We start from the raw sequence: 21,115 nt of genomic DNA, 5'->3' as shown, positions 1-21,115 counted from the left end.
CAATGCCGGCCATGCGCGAAACCGTCGATCTCTCCCACGCCAGCCGCCTCGTCAACCATGGCCCGACCGTGCTCGTCAGCGCACGGCACGAAGGCCGCCGCACGGTGATGGCCGCCGCCTGGTCCATGCCGGTGGAGTTCACGCCGCCGCGCATTGCCATCGTGCTCGACAAAAGCACCACCACGCGCGAACTGGCGCTGGCCAGCGGCGAGCTGGCGCTGAGCATCCCGTGCAAGGCCAATGCGGACGTGGCCTACACGGCCGGCAGCGTGCATGGCGCCGGCATCGACAAGTTCGACGCCTACGGCATCGAGGCCTTCGACGGCCCGGTGCTGGGCCTGCCGCTGGTGGCCGGCTGCATCGCCTGGCTCGAATGCCGGCTGATCCGCGAGCCGCGCTCTGAGGAAGCTTACGACACCTTCTTCGTCGAGGTCGTCTCCGCGCAGTCCGATCCGCGCGTGTTCACCCACGGCCGCTGGTCCTTCCGCGAGGACAACACCGAGCTGCACACGCTGCATCACCTCGGCGCCGGCCTGTTCGCCGTGCCCTCGCTGACGGTGCAGGCGCGGACGCTGGACAGGCGCGAGCCGTGAACAGCGCGCAGTTGCTCTGGGGCCTGCTGTTCGGCTCGCTGGGCGCAGGCTACTTCGTCTACGGCAAGAAGCAGGGCGCCATCGTGCCGCTACTGTGCGGCATCGCGCTGGCCGTGTTCCCGTACTTCGTGACGAACACCTGGCTGATGGTCGTCGTCGGCGTCGTGCTGGCGGCGGTGCCGTACTTCGTGCGCCGCTGAGACCCAGCAGTCAGGCACGCGAGCGAGAATGCCGGCCATGTCGAAAAAGAGCGCCCACGTCAGCGAAACGCCGGCCACGCAGTTCCTGCGCCAGCACAAGGTCCCGTTCACCGAACACGTCTACGACTACGTGGAACATGGTGGCACGGCCGAGTCCTCGAAGCAGCTCGGCGTCGAGGAACATGCCGTCGTCAAGACGCTGGTGATGCAGGACGAGAAGGCCCAGCCGCTGATCGTGCTGATGCACGGCGACTGCACGGTCAGCCTGAAGGAGCTGGCGCGCCAGATCCCGTGCAAGAAGGTCGAGCCCTGCAAGCCGGACGTGGCGCAGCGCCACAGCGGCTACATGGTGGGCGGTACCTCGCCCTTCGGCACGCGCAAAGAGATGCCGGTGTTCGTCGAGTCCACGATCCTGGAGTTGCCCACGATCTGCATCAACGGCGGCCGGCGCGGCTACCTCGTCGGCATCGACCCCAAGTTGCTGCCGGGGCTTGTCGGCGCCCGGCCCGTGCAGTGCGCCATTGCACAATAGATGGTTATGCAAGAAACCCTCTTTCCCCTGCTGGCCGCGGTGTGCGGCTACCTGATCGGCTCGCTGTCCTTTGCCGTGATCGTCAGCCGTGCGATGGGCCTGTCGGACCCGCGCAGCTACGGCTCCGGCAACCCGGGTGCCACCAACGTGCTGCGCTCGGGCAACAAGAAGGCCGCCGTGCTGACGCTGGTGTTCGACGCGCTGAAGGGCTTCATCCCGGTGCTGCTGGTGAAGCTGTACGGCGAGCGCTTCGGCCTCGATGAAGGCACCGCCGCGCTGGTGGGCCTGGGCGCCTTCCTCGGTCACCTGTGGCCGGTGTTCTTCAAGTTCGAAGGCGGCAAGGGCGTGGCCACCGCGTTGGGCGTGATCCTGGCGCTGAACTGGGAACTTGGCCTGGCGACGCTGGCGACCTGGCTCGCCGTCGCCTACTTCAGCCGCTATTCATCGCTGGCGGCCATCGTCGCCGCCGCACTGGCGCCGGTCTACGAGATGCTGGTCTGGGATTCGCCGCCCACTGCGGGCGTGCTGGTCGTGATGGCGCTGCTGCTGGTCTGGCGCCACCAGGGCAATATCAAGAAGCTGATGGCGGGCACCGAGAGCAAGATCGGCCAGAAGGCCGGTGCCTCTGCTGCGAAGCCCGCGCAACCCCATTCCGTCAAAAAGAAAGGCAGTCATTCCAAATGAGCGAAGTGAAGCGATTCGACGTCGGCGCGCGTCTGTCCGAAATGGCCGTGCACAACGGCGTGGTCTACCTCGCCGGCCAGGTGCCCAGCGACCAGACCAGCGACATCGAGACCCAGACCAAGCAGGTGCTCGGCGCGATCGACGCGCTGCTGGCCCGCGCCGGCACCGACAAGAGCCGCATCCTGATGACGCAGATCTTCATCGTCGACCTGGCCGACTTCCCCGGCATGAACGCCGTCTGGGACGCCTGGGTCACGCCCGGCAACACCCCGCCGCGCGCCACCGTACAGGCCAACCTGGCCCGTCCGGGCTGGCGGCTGGAAGTGGTCGTTACTGCCGCCGTTTAAGGCCCTAAATGCTGTCCGAGCGAGTTCGCAGTTATGTCTCGCTGGCCTTGATCGTCGGGCTGGTCTATGGCGGTGTGCAACTACTGCAGGGCCGGCACAAGGACCAGCAGGCCCAGGCCCTACGCGCGGCGGCCAAGCCGGGCGACATCGTGATGCTGTCGTCGCAGACCTGCCCTTACTGCGAGCGCGCCCGCGAGTGGATGAGCGAGCAGCAGGTGCCGTTCAAGGAATGCATGATCGAGACCGACGCTGCCTGCCTGGCCGAGTTCCAGGCGCGTGGCGGCCTGGGCACGCCGACGATGGTGGTGCGTGGGCGTACCGTGGTCGGCTTCGATCCCAAGCGGGTCGCCGAGATCCTCAGCCTTCCTCGAGCTGCAGTCCCAGGCTAGCCGGATCGCCGCCGCCGATGCGCACGATGGCCGGTTCGTCGGCCGTCATGTCGATCACCGTGGTCGGCTTGGCCGCGCAGGCGCCGGCGTCCACCACCACCTGCAGCAGCTTGTCGTAGCGGGCGCAGATCTGCTCGGTGTCGTTGAGCGGCTCGCTCTCGCCGGGCGGGATCAGCGTCGTGGCCAGCAACGGCTCGCCGAACAGCGCGAGCAGTTCCTGCGTCACCTTGTGCTCCGGCACCCGCAGGCCGATCGTGCGGCGCGAGGGATGCGAGAGGCGCCGCGGCACTTCCTTGGTCGCCTCCAGGATGAAGGTGAAGGGCCCGGGCGTGGCGGCCTTCAGCAGGCGGTATTGCTTGTTGTCGACCCGCGCGTAGCTGGCCAGCTCACTCAGGTCGCGGCACAGCAGGGTCAGGTGGTGCTTGTCGTCCACGCCGCGGATGCGGCGCAGCGCCTCGGCGGCGGCCTTGTCGTCGAGCCGGCAGACCAGCGCGTAGCTGGAATCGGTCGGGATCGCGCCGACGCCGCCGGCCTGCAGGATCTGCGCGGCCTGGCGCAGGAAGCGCGGCTGCGGGTTGTCGGGGTGGACTTCGAAGAATTGGGCCATTGAGCGTCAGGGCCTGTGGATGCGTTCTTCCAGCGCCGTCCAGACCGGCGTCAGCCGGCCGGGCAGCATGTCGAGCTTGCCGAGATCGGTGTGGCTTTCCGTGGGCGAATGGAAATCCGAGCCGCGCGAAGCGAGCAGGCCGAATTCCTCGGCCGTATCGGTATAGCGCACGGCATCGGCCGCCGTGTGGCTGCCGGTGACGACCTCGATGCCGCGCCCGCCGTGGGCTATGAATTCGGTGATCAGCGCGTACTCCACGGTCGGCGTGAAGCCGTAGCGGGCCGGGTGCGCGATCACGGCGACGCCAGACGCCTCCTTGATCCAGCGCACCGCGTCGCCGAGCCGGGCCCACTTGTGCTCGACGTAGCCGGGCTTGCCTTCGGTGAGGAATCGGCGGAACACCTCGGGCACGTCGCCGCAGTGGCCGGCGTCCACCAGCCAGCGCGCGAAGTGCGTGCGCGAGATCAGGTCCGGATTGCTGACGTACTGCAAAGCGCCCTCGTAGGCGCCCTGGATGCCGACGCGCGCGAGGCCCGCCGCCATCTCGCGCGCCCGCTCCGCACGGCCGCCGCGGGTGGCCTGCAGGCCGGCGAGCATGCCGGGATCGGTGTGGTCGAAGCCCAGGCCGACGATGTGCACGACCTTGCCCGCGAAGCTGACCGAAATCTCGCAGCCGGTGAGGTAGGGCATGCCCAGTGCCAGCGCCGCGTCGAGCGCGCGCTGCTGGCCGCCGATCTCGTCGTGATCGGTCAGCGCCCAGAGCTCCACGCCATTGGCCTGCGCGCGCTGCGCGAGCGCCTCGGGCTCCAGCGTGCCGTCCGACACCTTCGAATGGCAGTGCAGGTCGGCGTTGGTAATGTTGCTCATCGGGATGTCCACCGGGCTCATTCTACGGAGCCGCCCGCGCGGCGTCGGCTGCAAGGGCATCGTGCGCCTAACGCCCGCGATCGACGCCAGCAATACACGCGACAGATGCGGCTGGGACACTGGCAGCCATCCGCAACATTTCCCGCAAGAACATCATGCCCATTACCTCGCTCGACGCGAAAACCGCCCTCGTCGTCATCGACATGCAGAAGGGCATCGTCTCGCTGCCGCTCGCCCAGCCGGTGGAGCCGATCATCGCCAAGGTCGCCGAACTGGCCCGGGCCTTCCGCGCCGCCGGCCAGCCGGTTGTGCTCGTCAACGTGGCCGGCCGCGCGCCGGGCCGCAACCAGCAGCCGGGCGGTTTCACGCCGCCGCCGGACTGGGCCGTGCTGATTCCCGAACTGGAGCAGCAAGCCGACGATCACCTCGTCACCAAGCTGCAGCTGGGCGCCTTCGTCGGCACCTCGCTGGAACAGTTCCTGAGGCGCGGCGGCATCACGCAGGTCGTGATGTGCGGCATCGCCACCAGCATCGGCGTCGAATCGACGGCCCGCCAGGCCTACGACCTCGGCTTCAACGTGGCCTTCGCCGTCGATGCGATGAACGACCTGAACGGCGAGGCGCAGCACAACAGCATCGAGCGGATCTTCCCGCGCATCGGCGAGCTGGGCAGCACGGCCGATGTGATCGCGCTGCTGGGCTGAGGCGCCTCAGAGCCGGAAGGCCTGGACCGCAGCATCCATCGCCTTCGCCTGCTCCTCCAGCGACAGGGCCGAGGCGGCCGACTGCTCGACCAGCGCCGCGTTCTGCTGCGTCATCGCGTCGATCTTGCGGACGGCCTCGCCGACCTCGCTGGTCTGACCTGCCTGGGTGCGGCTCTGCCCGTCCATGCCCTGGATCACGGCCGACACCTCGCCGACCTGACGGACGATGCGCTGCATCGCCGCGCCGGCCTCGCCGGCCAGCGCCGAGCCGTTCTCGACCTGGGCCACCGAGTGCTGGATCAGCTGCTTGATCTCGCGCGCCGCGGAGGCGCTGCGCTGGGCCAGGTTACGCACCTCACCGGCGACGACGGCGAAGCCGCGCCCCTGCTCGCCGGCGCGCGCCGCTTCCACCGCGGCGTTCAGCGCCAGGATGTTGGTCTGGAACGCGATGCCGTCGATCAGCGCGGTGATGTCCACGACCCGGCTGGACGACTGGTGGATCGAGGCCATCACGTCGACCACGCGGCCCACCGCCGCGCCGCCATCGCCGGCCACGCCTGAGGCCTGGGTCGCGAGCGTGGCGGCCTGCCCGGCCGCGCGGCTGGTCTGCTGCACGACCTGATCGAGCAGGTCCACATTCGATGCCGTCTGCTGCAGCTGTGCCGCGGCCTGCTCGGTACGCGTGGCGAGGTCCTGGTTGCCCATGGCGATCTCGTGCGCGGCATGGCGGATGCTGAGCGCGCCGCCGTGGATCTCGGTGACCAGGCCACGCAGTCGCGCCTGCATGTGCGCCAGCGCTTCGAACACGTGGCCGAGTTCATCGCCGCGGCCCGGCGGCACGGGCTGGCTGAGATCGCCGTCGGCGATGCGTTCGGTCACCCGCGTGATCTGGTCGATGGCGCCGAGCATCTGCCGCATCGCCAGCCACATCACGCCGCCTAGCGCGGCCAGCAGCAGCGGTGCCAGCGCGAGCATCGCGTTGCGCCGCAGCGCGAGCGATGCCCGGCGTTGGTCGAGTTCCTCCCGCAGGGTCGCCAGCACCCGCGCAGACAGGTCGGCCTGCAGGGCGGCGGCGCCGGAGAAGCCGGCGGCGAGCTGGTCCAGCGGGTAGTTGACGTCCAGCGCGGCGGCCTTCAGCACCTCGTCGACCCGCCGGCGTTGGGCCTCGGCCTGAGTCAGCAGCGGCGTCAGCGCCTGGGCCAGCGGGCCGCCGTCGTCATTCTCGATGGCCAGGCGCATCTGCGCCTGCATGGTGTCGTTCTGCTCGCGGTAGCGGGTCAGCGCGGCGGTGGTACCGGCAATGTCGTCGATGGCGGCGGCGCGGGCGATCGCGCTCAGCTCCGACAGGGCGTCGCCAACGGCCGGCGCCGTCTCCAGGCCGGCCAGCACCGCCTGGTGCAGCGCGGGGTCGGGCTCGTAGGCCAGGCGGGCCTGGGCGTGGAAACGGCTCATCGCGTGCAGGACCTGCGCACCGAACTGCTGGTGGGCCTGCAGCAGCTTGGGCAGGTCGAGCTTGCCGGCTTCCAGCGCGCCGGCGATGCTGGCGTCGAACTGCGCTCGCAAGGGCTGAGTCAGCGCCGATGCATCGATGGCGGCCAGCGCCTCGCGCACGCGCTGCTGCGCCGCTGCCAGCTCCTGGCGGGCCTCCGGCCGGGTGGACAGCGCCTCGGCGGCAAGTTGGCGGTGCTGCTGCAGCGCACGCAGGCCGGCTTGCCAGGCCTCGTCGACGGGGAGCGCCTGCTGCTCGCTGCTCGCGGCGCTCAGCTCGGCACCGAACTGCCGCAGCAGCAGGAGGCAGGGCGCCAGGCACAGCATCAGCGCGATGGCGGCGATCAGCAGCATGCGGCTGCGCAGGCTCAGCGCGGAGGAGGAGGGCTTGGACTTCATGGGAACAACCGAAGTGGTGCTTCCGATTGTTCGCAGCGCTTGTGTCAGCGAATTGACGCGCGGGCCGCCGCGGCCATGCAGGGCCGCGCGGCGTGAAGTCCTCACGCCGCGCGGTGTCTCAGATCGAGGTCGCGGCCTCGACGATCATCTGCACCCGCTGCTGACCCTGGTACTCGTCCAGGCTCAGCCGGTAGGCCAGCCGCGCCTGCTCGGGCACCGGCTCGATGTGGCTGAACCAGATCGCGTCGCGCAGCGCGCCGTCGGCGTGCTTGACGCGCAGCTTCAGGTGGCGCTCCTTGACGATGCGCTGCGAGACGATCTGCACCGCGTCGCAGAACAGCGGGGCTTCGAAGGCCTGGCCCCACACCTGCGCGTCCAGCTCCTGCACGGTGGCGGGCGTGAAGGCGTCGGCGGGTAGCGGGCCGTCGGTGCGCAGCGTGCGCGTCAGCGCGGCGGCGTCCAGCCATTCGGTGGCGACCTCGCGCAGCGCGGCGTCGAAGACGGCCAGGCCGTCCTCGCCATCGAGCGTGCAGCCGGCCGCCATCGCATGGCCGCCGAACTTGCGCAGCAGTGCGGGGTGGCGCTTGGAGACCAGGTCCAGCGCGTCGCGCAGGTGGAAGCCGGGGATCGAGCGGCCGGAGCCCTTCAGCAGGCCATCGGTGCCGCGGGCGAAGACGAAGGTGGGGCGATGGACGCGGTCCTTCAGCCGGGACGCGATGATGCCGACGACGCCTTCGTGGAACTCGGGCTCGAAGATCGCCAGCGCGGCGGGCGTCTCGCCGTCCAGCGCGCCGATCAGGTCGTCCAGCTTCAGCTCGGCCTGCTCGCGCATGTCCGATTCGATCTCGCGTCGCTCGCGGTTGATTGCGTCGAGCTGCTGGGCAAGTTCCATGGCACGAGCCGGGCTGTCGGTGCACAGGCATTCGATGCCCAGCGTCATGTCCGACAGCCGCCCGGCCGCGTTGATGCGCGGGCCCAAGGTGAAGCCAAGGTCCATGGCGCTGGCGCGGGCGATGTCGCGGCCGGCAGCGTTGAAGAGGGCGGCGATGCCCGGCTGCGCGCGGCCGGCGCGCATGCGCTTCAGGCCCTGGGCGACGAGGCGGCGGTTGTTGGCATCGAGCTTGACCACGTCGGCCACGGTGCCTAGCGCGACCAGGTCCAGCAGGCCGTCGAGCCGCGGCTGCGGGTCCTCGGCATAGCGGCCGCGTTCGCGGAACTCGCTGCGCAGCGCCAGCAGCAGGTAGAAGGCCACGCCGACGCCCGCCAGGTTCTTGCTCGCGAACGTGCAGTCGGGCTGGTTCGGGTTGACGATGGCGTGAGCGTGCGGCAGCTCAATACGGCCGTCGATCAGCGCGGGCAGGTGGTGGTCGGTGACCAGCACCTCGATGCCGAGATCGCGCGCATGGGCCACGCCCGCGAGGCTGGCGATGCCGTTGTCCACGGTCATCAGGAGGTCCGGCCGGTGCGGCAGCGCCAGCTCGACGATGGCCGGCGTCAGGCCGTAGCCGTGGATCGCACGGTCCGGCACGACGTAGTCGACGTGGATGGCGCCGAGCATCGCCAGGCCTCGCAGCGCCACGGCGCAGGCGGTGGCGCCGTCGCAGTCGTAATCGGCCACGATGCAGATGCGTTCGTTGGCCTCGATCGCATCGGCCAGCAGCTTCGCGCCTTCGGCGATGCCCTTCATGCCTTCGGGCGGTAGCAGCTTCTGCAGGCCGTCGTCGAGTTCCTCGGGCGAGCGCACGCCGCGGGCGGCGAACAGGCGCGCGAGCAGCGGCGTCAGGCCGGCCTGCTCCAGCGCCCAGGCGGCGCGCGGGTTGACCTCGCGGGTCTGGATCTGTGGGCTCATGCTCATAGTCCTCCCAGGATCTCTGCGGTGTTGGCGCGCGGCGGCATCAGGCCCTGCCAGAGCCTCTGCAGGCCGTTGCGCTCAGGCAGTGAAAAGGTCTGAGCAAAGCGCTCGCCGCACAGCGTCAGGCGCACCGGGCGGGCGGCCTTGGCGAGGGCCAGCGCTTCGCTCACCGGCCCGGTATCGAGCGCGCGCCAGGCCTCGGCCCAGGCGGCCCAGTCGCCCTGGGTCAGCGGGGCGCGCAGGCGATCGTCGACTACTACGTCTGCCGGCAACGGGCCGCCGCTGGCGATGCCGCAGCCGCTGATCCAGGCCGAGTTGGGCGAGAGAACGCCGCGCGCCTCGCGCGCTTCGATCAGCGGATTGCGGTGCAGCAGCATCTGGATCTCGTTCTGAAAGGTCCGCAGCACGCGCGCCTCCGGCATCCAGGGCTCGACGCTGCGCGCCACGACGCGATCGAGGCTGGCGCTCTGTACGCCCGCGAAGCTCGGGTGTGCGACCAGCCACTGCGTGGCGCCCGCCCAATGCGCGCGCCAGCCCTCGCCCTCGGGCCACAGCTCGGCCAGAGATTCAAAGATAGCGCGCGATTCGCTAAGGTCAAGATTCAGCGCATCGGGCGCCAGCGCGGTGACCTGGTCAGTGCCGACGGACAGGTGGATCGGCGTCAGCAGCGCCCAAGCCAGCGTGCCGTCCTGGCCCTGCTCCTGCGCCAGCCAGGCGGCCGTGGGGACGGGGCCCGGGGCGGCGCCGCGCAGCGCGGCCAGGGTCAGCTCGAAAGGGGTGTTGGGGGCGTATTCGTCGCCGCCGAGCGGCGCGCCGACCGGCTTCAGCAGGCCCAGCAGTTCGGCCAGTCGCGGCAGCGGCAGTTCGCCGAGCGCGTGGGCGCAGATGTCGCCGAGCGCGCTGGCGTGGGGGATCAACAGGTGCATGATGGGCGCGATTATCAAGCCCACCCATCGTCATTACTTTGTCATCAAACATTCATAAGATTGAGCGATGAATGCACCTTTGCCTACTGAGGTGACGGCGGCGCCAGTTGCGCCGCTGACGCTGCTGAATCGCGAACAGGCCATCCTCGAATTCAACCGCCGCGTGCTGCGGCAAGCCGAGCGCGCGGACGTGCCGCTGCTGGAGCGACTGCGCTACCTGTGCATCGTGTCCTCGAACCTCGACGAGTTCTTCGAGGTCCGCTTTGCCGACATGCTGGACGCCGCGCGCGAGCCCGAGCGCCTGGTCAGCCATGCGGAGGTGGAGCGCGTCGGCCGCGCCGCCCATGCGCTGATCGACGAGCAGTACGCCGTCTTCAACGAACGCATCATGCCGGCGCTCCAGCTGGAGCGCATCGTCATCGTCAACCACGCGGAGCGCGACGAGGCGCAGCGCCAGTGGGTGGCGCGCTATTTCGAGCGCGAGGTGCGGCCGCTCCTGATCCCGGTGGGCCTGGACCCGGCGCACCCGTTCCCGCAGGTGGCGAACAAATCGCTGCACTTCATCGCGCGCCTGTCGGGCAAGGATGCCTTCGGGCGCGCCAGCCGCATCGCCATCGTGAAGGTGCCGCGCGTGCTGCCGCGTGTGATCAAGCTGCCGCGCGAACTCAGCGGTGGGAAGCAGGCCTTCGTGCTGCTGACCAGCGTGATCCGCGCGCACCTGGAGGACCTGTTCGGCGGCCGCAAGGTCGAGTCGTTCGCGCAGTTCCGCGTCACGCGCGACTCGGACCTGGAGGTCGACGAGGAAGAGATCGCCAACCTGCGCCATGCGCTGCGCTCGGGCCTGACGACGCGCCACTTCGGCCGCGCGGTGCGGCTGGAGGTCGTGAGCACCTGTCCGGTAGAGCTGTCGGACTTCCTGCTGGAGCAGTTCGACCTGCCGGCCGCGGCGCTGTATCGCGTCAACGGGCCGGTGAACCTGGTGCGGCTGAACGAGCTGATCGACCAGACCGACGTGACCGATTCGCCCGAGTTGCGCTTCACGCCGCACGAACCGGTGTGGCCGGCGACCTTGCCGCGCACGAAGTCGATCTTCGACCAGCTGCGCAAGGGCGATGTGCTGCTGCACCATCCGTTCGAGGCTTTCGACCCGGTGGTCTCCTTCCTGCGAGAAGCCGTGGAGGACCCGGACGTGCTGGCCATCAAGCAGACGATCTACCGCACCGGCAGCCAGTCGGTGCTGATGGACCTGCTGATCGAGGCGGCGCGGCGCGGCAAGGAGGTGCTGGCGGTCGTCGAACTGAAGGCGCGCTTCGACGAGGAGGCGAACATCAACTGGGCCGAGCGGCTGGAGGCTGTGGGTGCGCAGGTGGTGTACGGCATCGTCGGCTACAAGACGCATGCGAAGCTGCTGATGGTGACGCGGCGCGAGCCTGGCGGCAGTGGCGGCAAGCTGCGCCGCTACGCCCACCTGTCCACCGGCAACTACAACCCGAAGACGGCCCGCTTCTACACCGACCTCGGCTACCTCACCTGCGACCGTGACCTGACCGCCGACGCCGACATGGTGTTCCGCCAGCTCGCCTCGCTGGGCAAGGTGCGCACGCCGCGCAAGATGCTGCTGGCGCCGTTCAATATGCACAGCCGCATGCTGGAGCACCTGGCGCAGGTGGAGGCCGCGGCGCGCAAGGGCAAGCCCGCGCGCCTGGTCGTGAAGATCAACGCGCTGACCGACGCCGAGCTGATCGACGGCATCCTGCGCGCGGCCCGGGCCGGTGCCAAGGTGGACCTGATCGTGCGCGGTGCCTGCATGCTGCCGCCGGATCTGCCGGGCGTCAGCGACGGCGTCGTCGTGCGCTCGATCGTCGGGCGCTTCCTCGAGCACTCGCGGATCTGCTACTTCCGCTGGGGCGACACGGACGCCGAGGAGGCGCTGTATCTGTCCAGCGCCGACTGGATGAGCCGCAACATGTTCCGCCGCATCGAGGTGGCCTGGCCGGTCAATGATCCGGCGCTGCGCCAGCGCGTGATCGACGAGGCGCTGCAGCCCTACCTGCACGACACGCTGGATGCCTGGCAGCTCGGCCCCGACGGGCATTCGACGCGCATCAGCGATCACGGCATCAGCGCCCAGCAGGCGCTGATGCGGCACTTCGGAACATCACCCACGCACTTCGGCTGATGGCCCGATGAGTCAGGCGGCCTTGCGGCGGCGCGCCACGGCGCCGATGGCGCACAGGCCGCCCAGCATCAGCGCGTAGCTGCCCGGTTCGGGCACGGCTGCGGTGACCAGGGTGGCCATGTACATGTGCTCCAGGCCGTCGTACTGGGCCGTGCCGACGAAGGAGCCGTTGTCGGCGATGCCGACGGCGGAGGCGCTGGTCGTGCTCGTGAAGTTCCAGCCGGCGCCGTTGGTGATGATGTCGTTCACCAGGTAGGTCGTGCCGTCCGCCACCAGGATCGGATTGGCGTAGGTGCCGCCCGTGGTTCCGACGGCCCAGCCGCTGTCGTTGACGCCTTTCAGCGAGCCGCTGGAGCTGAGCGAGGGCATGTCGGCCACGAGCACGCCGGTGGTGGCGGACCAGATGAAGGAGTCGTTGCCGGTGGAGCCGACGACGTACTGGCCGTTGGCGCTGATGCCGAAGGCGATCGATCCGATGTTGGCGTTCGCGGCCGGCGTGGCCAAGGTGATCATCGAGCCGGTGTTCATGTCGTAGACCAGGGCATCGCTGGTCTGGCCGGCGCTGACACCCGCGCCGACGACGAGGCCGTTGTCGCTGATGCCGAAGGCCCGCTGCATGTAGGAGCCGTCGTCGGTCAGCGCGCTGATCGTGGTGGTCTTGCCGCTGACGGTGTTGTAGATCACGCCGACCTCGTTGACGTCGGAGCCGGCGGAACCGACCGCGATGCCGTTGTTGTTGATGCCGAAGGCGCGGCCCACGCTCTGTCCGGCGGGCAGCTTCAGCTGCGTGGCCGCGCCGTTGGACCACAGCGTCGGCAGCGCGCCGGCGCCGGTCGTGTCGGTGGCGGAGACGCCCACGGCCAGGCCGGAGTTGTTGATGGCGTAACCCCAGTCGTACGGGTGGGCGCTCAGGCCGGGCAGGCCTTGCAAGGTGCCGCTGCTGGTGCTGTAGATCGAGGTGGGCCAGCTGCTGCCGGTGACGTCCTGGCTGAGATAGAGGCTGCGGCCGACGGCGTAGTTGCCGCTGCTGGACATGCCCCAGGCCTGGCTGACGATGTAGGGCGAGACGACGCCGAGGTCGGTGATCGTGTACTGCGGCGCGCTCGCGGCGACGGACAGGAGCGGCAGGGCGGCGGCCAGGGCGACGGTGATGTGCTTGAACTTCATGGCAATGGACTCTCGTTGGTGCAGGGGGGGCGGGAGGGCAGGGACGGTGTTGACTCAGGCAGCGGTCTTGCTGCGGCGGCGGGCGACGGACCCCACGGCCAGCAGGCCGGCGGCCATCAGCGCGTAGGTGGAGGGCTCGGGCACGGCTGCGGCGACCTGGAGTTCGAACGCGTGCAGCTTGTTGCCCGTGCCGCCGGCGACGTCGTTGTAGAAGGCGGAGCCGGTGATCGTGCCGTCGTTGCCGATGGCGGTGATGTTCAAGGTGCTGCCGGCGAAGCTCCAGCCGGTGCCGTTGCTCAGCAGGTTGTTCAGCAGGTAGGAGGTGCCGGCGATGTCGACGAAGCCGTAGGTGTTCCCGTCCACGCCGTTCTTGGCCGTGCCGACGATCCAGCCCTGGTCGTTGATGCCGTTGGCCGTGCCGGTGACCATGCCGGCGGGCAGCGGCACGGTGCTCAGGCCCGTGGCGGCGGACCAGAGGTAGGGCATCGAGATCTGGTCACCCTTGGCGTCGGAGCCAAGGGTGCCGACGACGACGCCGCTGCTGTTGACGTCGGCCACGTTGATGGCGCCGGAGGTCCATGCGCCGCCGACGCCGAGGTACGAGGAGGCGGCGGCGATCTGCGTGATGCTGCCGGTCGTGCTGTTGTAGGCCAGGGCGACCGCCAGGCTGCCGTCGTCGGTCGCCAGCCTGCCGGTGCCGACGACAAGGCCGGCGTCGTTGATGGACGATGCGCTGGTCATCAGGGCGCCGTCCGCCGTCGTCGCGCCGATCATCGAGCTGGTCATCGTGCGGGTGTTGTAGATCACGCCGCGCTGGTTGACCGCGCCGACGGTGCCGCTGGAGCCGACGGCCAGGCCGGCGTCGTTGATGGCGTACACGCGGCCCGAGGCGGCCAGCGCCGTCGGCGTGCTGCTGCCGCTGCTCCAGACGACCGGAACCGAGGAGGCGTAGGCACTGCCGTCTGCCGTGGCTGCAGAGGACGTCGACACATTGCCGACGATCGTGCCGCCGTTGTTGACGCCGACGGCCCAGCTGTTGGTGTTGGTCGAGTAGGGCGTCAACGCGGTTCGGCCACCGGCGGCGGTGTACACGAACGCGATGTTGCTGCCGACCGCGCCGCGGCCGACCACGTAGCTGCCGTCGTTCGAGATGCCGTAGGCCGTGGCCGTGTTGTTGCCGGTCGGTCGGCCGATGTCGACGACGCTGTAGGCGGGGGCCGCGGCAGAGGCCGCGCCGGCGCAGAGCAGGGCGGCGGCGCTGGCCACCAGGAGTCGAGAAGCTTTCATGCAGACACCCAATCAGGACTTTGGATTTCAATCGCAGCGGTGCCTCAAGACGCCTTGGCGAAGAGGCAACCGCTGTTCGTGAAAAAAGTCTATGAGTGGCCTGCGCGGGACGGCCCTGGGTCGGCCCTTAGGGCGCCGCAGCTTGAGCAGATTCGGATAGCGCTGCGCAGAACCGGATGCGCCGGGGCCTCGTCACCCCCGTGGCCGAGGGGGCGCGGGTGTTGCGGCTCAGCCGCGCGTTTCGCTCGGCTTCTTGCCGAAGCGGCGCTGGTAGGCCTGGCTGAACTGGCTGGGGCTCTGGAAGCCCCAGCGCAGTGCCAGCTCGCGGATCGAGGCCGGCGTGCCACGGCGCAGCTCGTCGTGCACGCGGTCCAGCCGCAGGTCGCGCAGCAGGGCGGCCGGCGACTGGCCCAGGTGCTTGTTGAACAGGCGCCCGAGGCTGCTGACGCTGAGATGGGCTGCCGAGGCGATGTCGGCCAGCATGATGTCTTCGGCGGCGTGGGCGTGGATGAAATCCAGCGCCCGGCGCAGCGCGCCCGGCGGCGGCTCGGGAGCCGACAGCCTGGCCTGCGCGGCATTCTGGATCGGCTGCTCGTGCAGCAGCGTCAGACCGATCATCTCCAGCCAGCGGCGGAAGAGTCCGTCATTGCGCGGCATGCCGGACGGCAGCGCGCGGGCCGCCTCCTGGGCCATCGCATGCAGACGCTGCGCCAGTGCACCGTTCAGCAGCGGTTCGAAGCGAGGCTGCCCGGTGAGGCGGCCGGGGGCCCATTCCGCGCCGAGGCTCAGCATCGGTGCCTTGGGCAGCATGAACTCGACCAGATGCGTGCCGGATTCCATCCAGGTCCGCTCGACCTCGGCCGGGTTGACGATGACGCCTTCACCCGCCCGAACCACCCGTTCCCCGCCAGGGCCATGGATGCACATGCCGCCGCTGAGCACGAGGCCGATCGAGTAGGGCACGCTGGCCGGCAGTTCGTGGCGCGCGTCGATGGACATGGCGAAGCTGGTGCGCGATTCGCCCATGAAGACGCCGAGATCGGCATAGCGCTCGGGCATCGCGATGGCCCGCACGTGCAGCGAGTCTTCGCTGCCGCCCCAGCGTGCCACCTGGCGCAGCGCCACGGGAGAGGCCCGGTTCAGTCGTTCGAGGTAGGCCTCCACCTCGCGGCGCGAGGTGAAGTCCATCGACCGCAAGGCTGGGTGGCTGGGCGGGACGGACGGCGCGGCGGGATTCACTGCTGGGGTTCCGGTATCTGGAGGGGCGGAACCGGGTCGATCAGCGCAGCGTGACGTCGAGCAGGCCGCTGCGGGCCCAGGCCTGCGTTTCTTCCTGCAGCAGGAAGACCGCCCGTGGCTGGTGGTTCGGCCAGCTGGCGGGCATGCCGACCATGAGCTTGCGACCCTGGCGCTCCACGCGCAAGGTGGAGGCGGGCAGGTCGGTGCGGGCATGGTTGACGATCATCGCCAGGCGCAGCGCCAGCACCTGCCACAGGAAGCTCTCGTCGGCCAGTTGCCGCTCCAGCTTGCGCAGGCCGCCGCGCTGGCCCAGCACCAGGTCGCCCAGGCGCTGCAACTGGTTCTGCGAGAAGCCGGCCGCGTCGACATGCGAGAGCAAGTAGGCGCTGTGGCGGTGGTAGTCGTGGTGCGAGACCATCATGCCCATCTCATGCAGATCGGCGGCCCAGCCCAGCTCGCGCTGCACCTCGCGCGGCGTGCGGCCGCCGGCCAGCTGGCCATGCAGGCGCAGCGACAGTTCGCGCACGCGGCGCGCCTGCGGCACGTCGACGCCGAAGCGCCGCTGCAGGCCCTGTACCGAGGCCTCGCGCATGTCGGTGATGGCGGCGCCGAAGCCGGCGCTGCTCTGCAGCCGTTCGACCAGGTCGAAGATGACGCCCTGGCGCAGCGCGCCCTTGGCCGGCAGCAGCTCCTTGATGCCGAACTGCGTCAGCAAGGTGTAGAGGATGCACAGGCCACCGCCGACGACGGCGCGCCGGTCTTCCTTGAGGCCGGCCAGGTCCAGCTTGTCCATGCTGCCGGCGGCCAGGCTCTTCTCGATGCACCAGCGCAGCGCGTCGGGCGTGATGCGGCCATCGGTGACGCCGTTGGCGGCGAGGATCTGCGAGACGGCACCGACCGTGCCGGAGGAGCCCAGCGCCTGCTTCCACATCGCGGGTCGGAACAGGTTGAAGCCTTCTTCCAGCTCGGCACCGGCGGCCACCTGCGCGGCGCGGAACGAGTCGGCGTCGAAGCGGCCGTCGGGGAAGAAGCGCACGGACAGGCCGACGCTGCCGACCTGGAACGATTCCGCGGTCACCGGCTTGCGGCCGCGGCCGAGGATCATCTCGGTGGAGCGCCCGCCGATATCGATCACCAGCCGCTTCTCGTCCGAGGGCTGCAGCCGCGCGACGCCGGCGAAGATCAGGCGCGCTTCCTCGCGGCCGGAGATCACCTCGATCGCGAAGCCCAGTGCTTCCTGCGCGCGCAGCAGGAAGGCATTGCGGTTGCGCGCCTCGCGCAGCGTTTGCGTGGCCACGGCGCGCACGTGCTGCGGCGCGAAGCCGGACAGGCGCTGCGCGAAGCGGCGCAGGCACTCCAGGCCGCGCTGCATCGCCACCTCGGTCAGCATGCCTTCGGCATCCAGGCCGGCACCGAGCCGCACGGTCTCCTTCAGGTACTCGATGCGGCGATAGCTGCCGTCCGGCTGCACCTCCGCGATTTCGAGCCGGAAACTGTTGGAACCCATGTCGATGGCGGCGAGCGGGGGCATGGCGGTCGGCAAATTCATGGGCGCGATTGTGAGGGCAAAATTCTGCCCTCGCGCCACAGTGGGACATGACATGAGCCAGGAATCGATAGACAGCGGCCGCCGCGAATTCGTCAAGCGCGCGGCGCTGGGCAGCGGGTTCGCGGCCGCGGTGCTGCCGGTGACCGCGCAGACGATCCGCACCGCGTCCGATGGCCTGGAAGTGGGCGAGGTGACCGTTCTTTCCGGCGGCTTCCAGGTGCCCGCCTACCGGGCGATGCCGAAGGGGGCGAAGAACCCGCCCGTGGTGCTGGTGATCAGCGAGATCTTCGGCGTGCACGAGCACATTGCCGACATCACCCGCCGCTTCGCGCGGCTCGGCTACATGGCGCTCGCGCCGGAGCTGTTCGTGCGCCAGGGCGATGCCGGTGCCTACGGCGAGATGTCCAAGCTGATGGACGAGGTGGTCAACAAGGTGCCGGACGCCCAGGTGATGGCCGACCTGGATGCCACTGTGGCCTGGGCGAAGGAGCAGGGCGGCGATACGTCGAGGCTCGGCGTTACGGGCTTCTGCTGGGGCGGCCGCCTGACCTGGCTCTATGCCGCGCACAACCCGACGGTGAAGGCCGGCGTGGCCTGGTACGGCAAGCTGGTGCGCACGCCGGCCACGCCGCCGGAAAACCTGCAGCCGCGCCAGCCGGTGGAACTGGCCGGTGCGCTGAAAGCGCCAGTGCTGGGCCTGTACGGTGGCCAGGACCCGAGCATCCCGCTTGACACGGTTGATAAGATGAAATCAGCCCTTGCGCAAGGCTCAGCCGCCGCTCGCCACAGCGCATTCCACATCTACCCCGACGCCCCGCACGCCTTCAACGCCGACTACCGGACGAGCTACCGCAAGGACGCCGCCGACGACGGCTGGAAGCGTTGCATCGATTGGTTCAAAGCCAACGGCGTGGCCTGACTGAAGTCCCATGACTCTTCTTTACATCGTGCTGTCCACCTTCATCGGTGGCCTGCTGTCCGTGCTGATCGCGGCGAGCCTGACCGTGGCGCTGCTGGGCCGCATCGTCAAGCATCTGGTGAGCCTGTCGACGGGCGTGCTGCTGGGCACGGCGCTGCTGAACATCCTGCCCGAGGCCTTCGAGAACCGCGCCGCGCCGCCGCAGGGCCTGTTCATCACGCTGCTGTGCGGGCTGATGTTCTTCTTCCTGCTGGAGAAGGTGGAGCTGTACCGCCACAACCACCACCACGAGGGCGACGGGCACCACCATCACCATCACTTCGACGCGGAGCAGGCCGGACGCGGCGGCATGTCGGTGCTGCTGGGCGACAGCATCCACAATTTCTGCGATGGCATCATCATTGCCGCCGCCTTCCTGACCGACCTGCACCTGGGCCTGGCGACGGCGGTGGCGATCATCGCGCACGAGATTCCGCAGGAAGTCGGCGACTACATCGTGCTGCTGAATGCCGGCCTGTCGCGCAGCAAGGCGCTGGCCTTCAATGCGATCTCGGGCCTCGCGGCGGTGGCCGGCGGCATCGTCGGCTACTTCATCGTCGGGCCGTGGGAGGCCTTGTTCCCCTACCTGCTGGTGGCGGCCTCGAGCAGCTTCATCTACGTGGCCGTGGCCGACCTGATCCCGCAACTGCAGCGCCGCCTGCCCTGGCGCGACACGGTGCTGCAGCTGGCCTGGCTGGGGGCTGGTCTTGCGCTGGTGGTGGTGATCGTGATGGTGTCCGGCGAGCACGGCAGCCCGGGCGGGCACTGATCGACGGACGACTATCGGACGATCAGTACCGGGATCTTGCAGTGGGTGAGCACCTTCTGCGTCTCGCTGCCCAGTAGCAAGGCCGAAACCCCGCGGCGGCCGTGCGAGGCCATCACGACGAGGTCGCACTGGTGCTCCTTGCCGTGCTCGATGATCGCCTCCCAGGGGTGGAGTGCCTCGACGGTCTCCAGCTGGCAGGGCACGTCGGCGGCGCGTGCCAGGGCCTCGACGTCGGCGACCCGGGTGGTGGCGATGCGCTCCTGCGCGTCGAAGAACTCCTGCGGCGGTGTCGGCTGCATCTCGGAGACCGCGCTGTAGGGGAAGGGTTCCTTCACGCTCAGCACGTACAACGTGGCGCCGTGGATGCGGGCCATGCCGATTGCGGCATTGACGGCCTTGGCCGTGATCTCGGAACCGTCGGTGGGGATGAGGATGCGTTTGAACATGATGGTGGCCCTCCTGTTCAGGACAGGTCCACCATAGTCCTCGCGTCAGCCCTTGGCAACCGGCCGCGCCGGATCGGCCGACCACTCGCTCCAGGAGCCCGGGTAGAGCAGCGAGCCGGTCAGCCCGGCGTGCTCCATCGCCAGCAGGTTGTGGCAGGCCGTGACGCCGGAGCCGCATTGGTGCACGACCAGCGTGCTGGCATGCGGCGCGAGCAGGGCTTCGAACTCGGCGCGCAGTTCGGCGGCGGGCTTGAAGCGTTGGCCGTCGGCGCTCAGGTTGTTTTTGAACGGGCGGTTGCTGGCGCCGGGAATGTGGCCGGCCACGCGATCCAGCGGTTCGACGTCGCCGCGGAAGCGCTCCGGCGCGCGCGCGTCGATCAGGCGGATCTTGCCGAGCTGGGCCTGCAGCTCATCGGCGCTGACGCTGCCGGCCAGCGACGGGCCGGCCTGGAGGCTGCTGGGGGCAGGTCTTGCCGTCGGCTCGCTCGTCAGCGGGCCCGGCCAGGCCTGCAGGCCGCCGTCCAGCACGGCGATATTGGCGTGACCCAGCCAGCGCAGCATCCACCAGACGCGCGCCGCGTACATGCCGCCCTGCGCGTCGTAGGCGACGACCTGCATCCCGGGCTGCAGGCCCAGGCCAGCCAGCGTGGCGGCGAAGGCATCGCGATCCGGCAGCGGGTGGCGGCCGTTCAGGCCGGTCTTGGGCGTGCTGAGATCGCGGTCCAGGTGCAAATAGTGGGCGCCGGGGATGTGGCCGCGCGCGTGGGCGGCTTCGCCGGCGGCGGTGTCGGCCAGGTCGAAGCTGGCGTCGATCAGCAGCACGGCGGGCAGGAGTTGCGCCAGTTCATCGGCGCTGATCAGGGTCTTGAAAGAGGTGTTGCTCATCATGATTCGGTGATCGCGTGGTTCTGGCTGTCGACCGGCGTGGTTTTCGCCCGCAACAGGGTGGCCGAAAGGCCGGCGGCCACGATCAGCGTGATGCCGGCCACCGCCCAGAGCGTGACCGGATCGCTGAACAGCAGCACGCCGTAGACGAAGGAAAAGAGGATGCCGGTGTACTGCAGGCTGGCGTTGACCAGCGTCTTGCCGCGTGCGTAGGCGCGGGTCATCATCAGCTGCGCCACGGTCGCCAGCATGCCGACGGCCAGCAGCAGCGCGATGCCGGTGATGCTGTGGCCGTGCGGGTTGCCCTGGCCGCTGGTCTTCAGCGCCAAGGTGGTGAGCAGGCCGGCGATGGCACCGCCCATCGAGAAGTAGAAGACGATGCGGTACTCGGGCTCGCCCGAGCGGCCCAGGGCGGTGACCTGCAGATAGGCCGTGGCCGAGAGCACGCCGGAGCAGAGGCCCGCGAGGCCGTGCCAGAACTGGTCGCGATCGATGGTGGGCCGCAGCACCAGGGCCACGCCGGCGAAGCCGACCAGCACCGAGGCGATCAGCTTCGGGTCGATGCGGCTTCCGCCCAGCATGACCGCGCCGCCGACCAGGAACAGCGCCATCCAGATCGAGGACATGTAGTTCAGCGTCATCGCGGTGGCCAGCGGCAGCTTGCCGATCGAGAAGAACCACAGCGACAGCGCGATCACGCCCGACAGGCTGCGCCAGAAATGCAGCGCCGGAACCGGCGTGCGCAAGGTCTGGCCGCGCGCGCGGGTGAGCAGGAACAGCATCGTCATGCCGGTGAGGCCGCGATACATGACGATCTCGCCGGTGTCGTAGTAGGCGCCCGCCAGCTTGACGCAGACGCTCATTGTGGCGAACAGGAAACTGGCGAGGACCATCAGTGCGGAAGCAGGCATAACCTCCATTCTGACCGAGCCTCGGTTGGCGTCCCGGGCCGAGCGCCGGGCCGCCCCAAGCCGGCCCACTGGATCGGTTCGCCGGTCGATCCGGCGGACCGATTTGTCCCCTCGGGGGACCGACCGGGTTCGCCCGC

Annotated in this window: 22 protein-coding genes; 10 read left to right on the top strand and 12 right to left on the bottom strand. The window is 69.4% G+C overall.

The window, feature by feature from the left end:
- Positions 1-11: 11 nt before the first annotated feature.
- Genes SNE35_RS18435 through SNE35_RS18410 form a run of 6 tightly spaced genes read left to right on the top strand, consistent with a single transcriptional unit; the run spans position 12 to position 2,745 of the window.
- Positions 12-593 (top strand): flavin reductase family protein, encoded by a 582-nt coding sequence (locus tag SNE35_RS18435; RefSeq protein ID WP_320424433.1) that lies wholly within the window; start codon positions 12-14, stop codon positions 591-593.
- The gene (locus SNE35_RS18430) at positions 590-793 is read left to right on the top strand and encodes a hypothetical protein (protein ID WP_320424432.1); all 204 of its coding nucleotides are present in this window, start codon (positions 590-592) and stop codon (positions 791-793) included. The genes SNE35_RS18435 and SNE35_RS18430 overlap by 4 nt, the downstream gene beginning before the upstream one ends.
- Before the next feature lie 37 nt (positions 794-830).
- On the top strand, positions 831-1,325 hold the full coding sequence (locus SNE35_RS18425; RefSeq protein ID WP_320424431.1) for an aminoacyl-tRNA deacylase: 495 nt from the start codon (positions 831-833) through the stop codon (positions 1,323-1,325).
- A gap of 6 nt (positions 1,326-1,331) precedes the next feature.
- Positions 1,332-2,009 (top strand): glycerol-3-phosphate 1-O-acyltransferase PlsY, encoded by a 678-nt coding sequence (gene plsY / locus SNE35_RS18420; protein ID WP_320424430.1) that lies wholly within the window; start codon positions 1,332-1,334, stop codon positions 2,007-2,009.
- On the top strand, positions 2,006-2,356 hold the full coding sequence (locus tag SNE35_RS18415) for a RidA family protein (protein WP_320424429.1): 351 nt from the start codon (positions 2,006-2,008) through the stop codon (positions 2,354-2,356). Before plsY ends, SNE35_RS18415 begins: the two co-directional genes overlap by 4 nt.
- Positions 2,357-2,364: 8 nt before the next feature.
- Positions 2,365-2,745 carry a glutaredoxin family protein gene (locus tag SNE35_RS18410; RefSeq protein ID WP_320424428.1) on the top strand — a complete coding sequence of 127 codons (381 nt, stop codon included), beginning with the start codon at positions 2,365-2,367 and terminating at the stop codon, positions 2,743-2,745.
- Here SNE35_RS18410 and SNE35_RS18405 read toward each other — a convergent pair.
- Positions 2,714-3,352, bottom strand: a complete 639-nt coding sequence (locus SNE35_RS18405) for an L-threonylcarbamoyladenylate synthase (RefSeq protein ID WP_320424427.1) — start codon at positions 3,350-3,352, stop codon at positions 2,714-2,716. The genes SNE35_RS18410 and SNE35_RS18405 overlap by 32 nt on opposite strands.
- 6 nt (positions 3,353-3,358) lie before the next feature.
- On the bottom strand, positions 3,359-4,219 hold the full coding sequence (locus SNE35_RS18400; RefSeq protein ID WP_320424425.1) for a 3',5'-nucleoside bisphosphate phosphatase: 861 nt from the start codon (positions 4,217-4,219) through the stop codon (positions 3,359-3,361).
- A gap of 155 nt (positions 4,220-4,374) precedes the next feature.
- Between SNE35_RS18400 and SNE35_RS18395 the strand changes: the two genes are divergently transcribed.
- A complete protein-coding gene (locus SNE35_RS18395; RefSeq protein ID WP_320424424.1) occupies positions 4,375-4,923 on the top strand; it encodes an isochorismatase family protein in 549 nt (182 codons plus the stop codon).
- 6 nt (positions 4,924-4,929) lie between these two features.
- Here the strand turns inward: SNE35_RS18395 and SNE35_RS18390 are convergent, their stop codons facing one another.
- From SNE35_RS18390 to SNE35_RS18380, 3 genes are all read right to left on the bottom strand, one after another.
- Positions 4,930-6,810, bottom strand: coding sequence for a methyl-accepting chemotaxis protein (locus SNE35_RS18390; RefSeq protein ID WP_320424422.1), 1,881 nt, complete (start codon positions 6,808-6,810; stop codon positions 4,930-4,932).
- Positions 6,811-6,928: 118 nt separating this feature from the next.
- Entirely contained in the window at positions 6,929-8,659 is a 1,731-nt protein-coding gene (recJ, locus tag SNE35_RS18385; RefSeq protein ID WP_320424421.1) for a single-stranded-DNA-specific exonuclease RecJ, read from the bottom strand.
- A gap of 2 nt (positions 8,660-8,661) precedes the next feature.
- Positions 8,662-9,588, bottom strand: a complete 927-nt coding sequence (locus tag SNE35_RS18380; protein WP_320424420.1) for a hypothetical protein — start codon at positions 9,586-9,588, stop codon at positions 8,662-8,664.
- Between the two features lie 67 nt (positions 9,589-9,655).
- On the opposite strand from SNE35_RS18380, the gene ppk1 reads away from it, so the two are divergent.
- Positions 9,656-11,767, top strand: a complete 2,112-nt coding sequence (ppk1, locus tag SNE35_RS18375; RefSeq protein WP_320424419.1) for a polyphosphate kinase 1 — start codon at positions 9,656-9,658, stop codon at positions 11,765-11,767.
- A gap of 12 nt (positions 11,768-11,779) precedes the next feature.
- Here the strand turns inward: ppk1 and SNE35_RS18370 are convergent, their stop codons facing one another.
- From SNE35_RS18370 to ppx, 4 genes are all read right to left on the bottom strand, one after another.
- The gene (locus tag SNE35_RS18370; protein ID WP_320424418.1) at positions 11,780-12,934 is read right to left on the bottom strand and encodes a PEP-CTERM sorting domain-containing protein; all 1,155 of its coding nucleotides are present in this window, start codon (positions 12,932-12,934) and stop codon (positions 11,780-11,782) included.
- Between the two features lie 54 nt (positions 12,935-12,988).
- Positions 12,989-14,221, bottom strand: coding sequence for a PEP-CTERM sorting domain-containing protein (locus tag SNE35_RS18365; RefSeq protein WP_320424417.1), 1,233 nt, complete (start codon positions 14,219-14,221; stop codon positions 12,989-12,991).
- A gap of 228 nt (positions 14,222-14,449) precedes the next feature.
- Positions 14,450-15,409 (bottom strand): helix-turn-helix transcriptional regulator, encoded by a 960-nt coding sequence (locus tag SNE35_RS18360; RefSeq protein WP_320424415.1) that lies wholly within the window; start codon positions 15,407-15,409, stop codon positions 14,450-14,452.
- Between the two features lie 91 nt (positions 15,410-15,500).
- Positions 15,501-17,009 carry an exopolyphosphatase gene (gene ppx / locus SNE35_RS18355; RefSeq protein ID WP_320424414.1) on the bottom strand — a complete coding sequence of 503 codons (1,509 nt, stop codon included), beginning with the start codon at positions 17,007-17,009 and terminating at the stop codon, positions 15,501-15,503.
- Between the two features lie 52 nt (positions 17,010-17,061).
- Between ppx and SNE35_RS18350 the strand changes: the two genes are divergently transcribed.
- Together SNE35_RS18350 and SNE35_RS18345 are read left to right on the top strand one after the other, a co-directional pair.
- Complete coding sequence (locus SNE35_RS18350) at positions 17,062-17,928, top strand: dienelactone hydrolase family protein (RefSeq protein ID WP_320424413.1); 867 nt, start codon at positions 17,062-17,064, stop codon at positions 17,926-17,928.
- 10 nt (positions 17,929-17,938) lie between these two features.
- A complete protein-coding gene (locus tag SNE35_RS18345; protein ID WP_320424412.1) occupies positions 17,939-18,736 on the top strand; it encodes a ZIP family metal transporter in 798 nt (265 codons plus the stop codon).
- A gap of 11 nt (positions 18,737-18,747) precedes the next feature.
- Here SNE35_RS18345 and SNE35_RS18340 read toward each other — a convergent pair whose 3' ends face one another.
- From SNE35_RS18340 to SNE35_RS18330, 3 genes are read right to left on the bottom strand one after another with little or no spacing between them, the layout of a single operon-like run.
- Positions 18,748-19,182 carry a universal stress protein gene (locus tag SNE35_RS18340; RefSeq protein WP_320424411.1) on the bottom strand — a complete coding sequence of 145 codons (435 nt, stop codon included), beginning with the start codon at positions 19,180-19,182 and terminating at the stop codon, positions 18,748-18,750.
- A gap of 45 nt (positions 19,183-19,227) precedes the next feature.
- Entirely contained in the window at positions 19,228-20,067 is an 840-nt protein-coding gene (locus SNE35_RS18335; protein WP_320424410.1) for a sulfurtransferase, read from the bottom strand.
- Positions 20,067-20,978 (bottom strand): DMT family transporter, encoded by a 912-nt coding sequence (locus SNE35_RS18330; RefSeq protein WP_320424409.1) that lies wholly within the window; start codon positions 20,976-20,978, stop codon positions 20,067-20,069. Before SNE35_RS18330 ends, SNE35_RS18335 begins: the two co-directional genes overlap by 1 nt.
- Positions 20,979-21,115: the final 137 nt, after the last annotated feature.

This window comes from Roseateles agri, from assembly GCF_034043675.1.
Taxonomy (GTDB): domain Bacteria; phylum Pseudomonadota; class Gammaproteobacteria; order Burkholderiales; family Burkholderiaceae_C; genus KK5.
This window is presented reverse-complemented; position numbering and strand designations above follow the sequence as displayed.

Excerpts from the sequence above, each read along its gene's own strand:
- SNE35_RS18435 (WP_320424433.1), top strand. The coding sequence starts at position 12 with ATGCGCGAAACCGTCGATCTCTCCCACGCCAGCCGCCTCGTCAACCAT.
- SNE35_RS18425 (WP_320424431.1), top strand. The coding sequence starts at position 831 with ATGTCGAAAAAGAGCGCCCACGTCAGCGAAACGCCGGCCACGCAGTTC.
- plsY (WP_320424430.1), top strand. The coding sequence starts at position 1,332 with ATGCAAGAAACCCTCTTTCCCCTGCTGGCCGCGGTGTGCGGCTACCTG.
- SNE35_RS18415 (WP_320424429.1), top strand. The coding sequence starts at position 2,006 with ATGAGCGAAGTGAAGCGATTCGACGTCGGCGCGCGTCTGTCCGAAATG.
- SNE35_RS18410 (WP_320424428.1), top strand. The coding sequence starts at position 2,365 with ATGCTGTCCGAGCGAGTTCGCAGTTATGTCTCGCTGGCCTTGATCGTC.
- SNE35_RS18405 (WP_320424427.1), bottom strand. The coding sequence starts at position 3,352 with ATGGCCCAATTCTTCGAAGTCCACCCCGACAACCCGCAGCCGCGCTTC.
- SNE35_RS18400 (WP_320424425.1), bottom strand. The coding sequence starts at position 4,219 with ATGAGCAACATTACCAACGCCGACCTGCACTGCCATTCGAAGGTGTCG.
- SNE35_RS18395 (WP_320424424.1), top strand. The coding sequence starts at position 4,375 with ATGCCCATTACCTCGCTCGACGCGAAAACCGCCCTCGTCGTCATCGAC.
- SNE35_RS18390 (WP_320424422.1), bottom strand. The coding sequence starts at position 6,810 with ATGAAGTCCAAGCCCTCCTCCTCCGCGCTGAGCCTGCGCAGCCGCATG.
- recJ (WP_320424421.1), bottom strand. The coding sequence starts at position 8,659 with ATGAGCCCACAGATCCAGACCCGCGAGGTCAACCCGCGCGCCGCCTGG.
- SNE35_RS18380 (WP_320424420.1), bottom strand. The coding sequence starts at position 9,588 with ATGCACCTGTTGATCCCCCACGCCAGCGCGCTCGGCGACATCTGCGCC.
- ppk1 (WP_320424419.1), top strand. The coding sequence starts at position 9,656 with ATGAATGCACCTTTGCCTACTGAGGTGACGGCGGCGCCAGTTGCGCCG.
- SNE35_RS18370 (WP_320424418.1), bottom strand. The coding sequence starts at position 12,934 with ATGAAGTTCAAGCACATCACCGTCGCCCTGGCCGCCGCCCTGCCGCTC.
- SNE35_RS18365 (WP_320424417.1), bottom strand. The coding sequence starts at position 14,221 with ATGAAAGCTTCTCGACTCCTGGTGGCCAGCGCCGCCGCCCTGCTCTGC.
- SNE35_RS18360 (WP_320424415.1), bottom strand. The coding sequence starts at position 15,409 with ATGGACTTCACCTCGCGCCGCGAGGTGGAGGCCTACCTCGAACGACTG.
- ppx (WP_320424414.1), bottom strand. The coding sequence starts at position 17,009 with ATGAATTTGCCGACCGCCATGCCCCCGCTCGCCGCCATCGACATGGGT.
- SNE35_RS18350 (WP_320424413.1), top strand. The coding sequence starts at position 17,062 with ATGAGCCAGGAATCGATAGACAGCGGCCGCCGCGAATTCGTCAAGCGC.
- SNE35_RS18345 (WP_320424412.1), top strand. The coding sequence starts at position 17,939 with ATGACTCTTCTTTACATCGTGCTGTCCACCTTCATCGGTGGCCTGCTG.
- SNE35_RS18340 (WP_320424411.1), bottom strand. The coding sequence starts at position 19,182 with ATGTTCAAACGCATCCTCATCCCCACCGACGGTTCCGAGATCACGGCC.
- SNE35_RS18335 (WP_320424410.1), bottom strand. The coding sequence starts at position 20,067 with ATGAGCAACACCTCTTTCAAGACCCTGATCAGCGCCGATGAACTGGCG.
- SNE35_RS18330 (WP_320424409.1), bottom strand. The coding sequence starts at position 20,978 with ATGCCTGCTTCCGCACTGATGGTCCTCGCCAGTTTCCTGTTCGCCACA.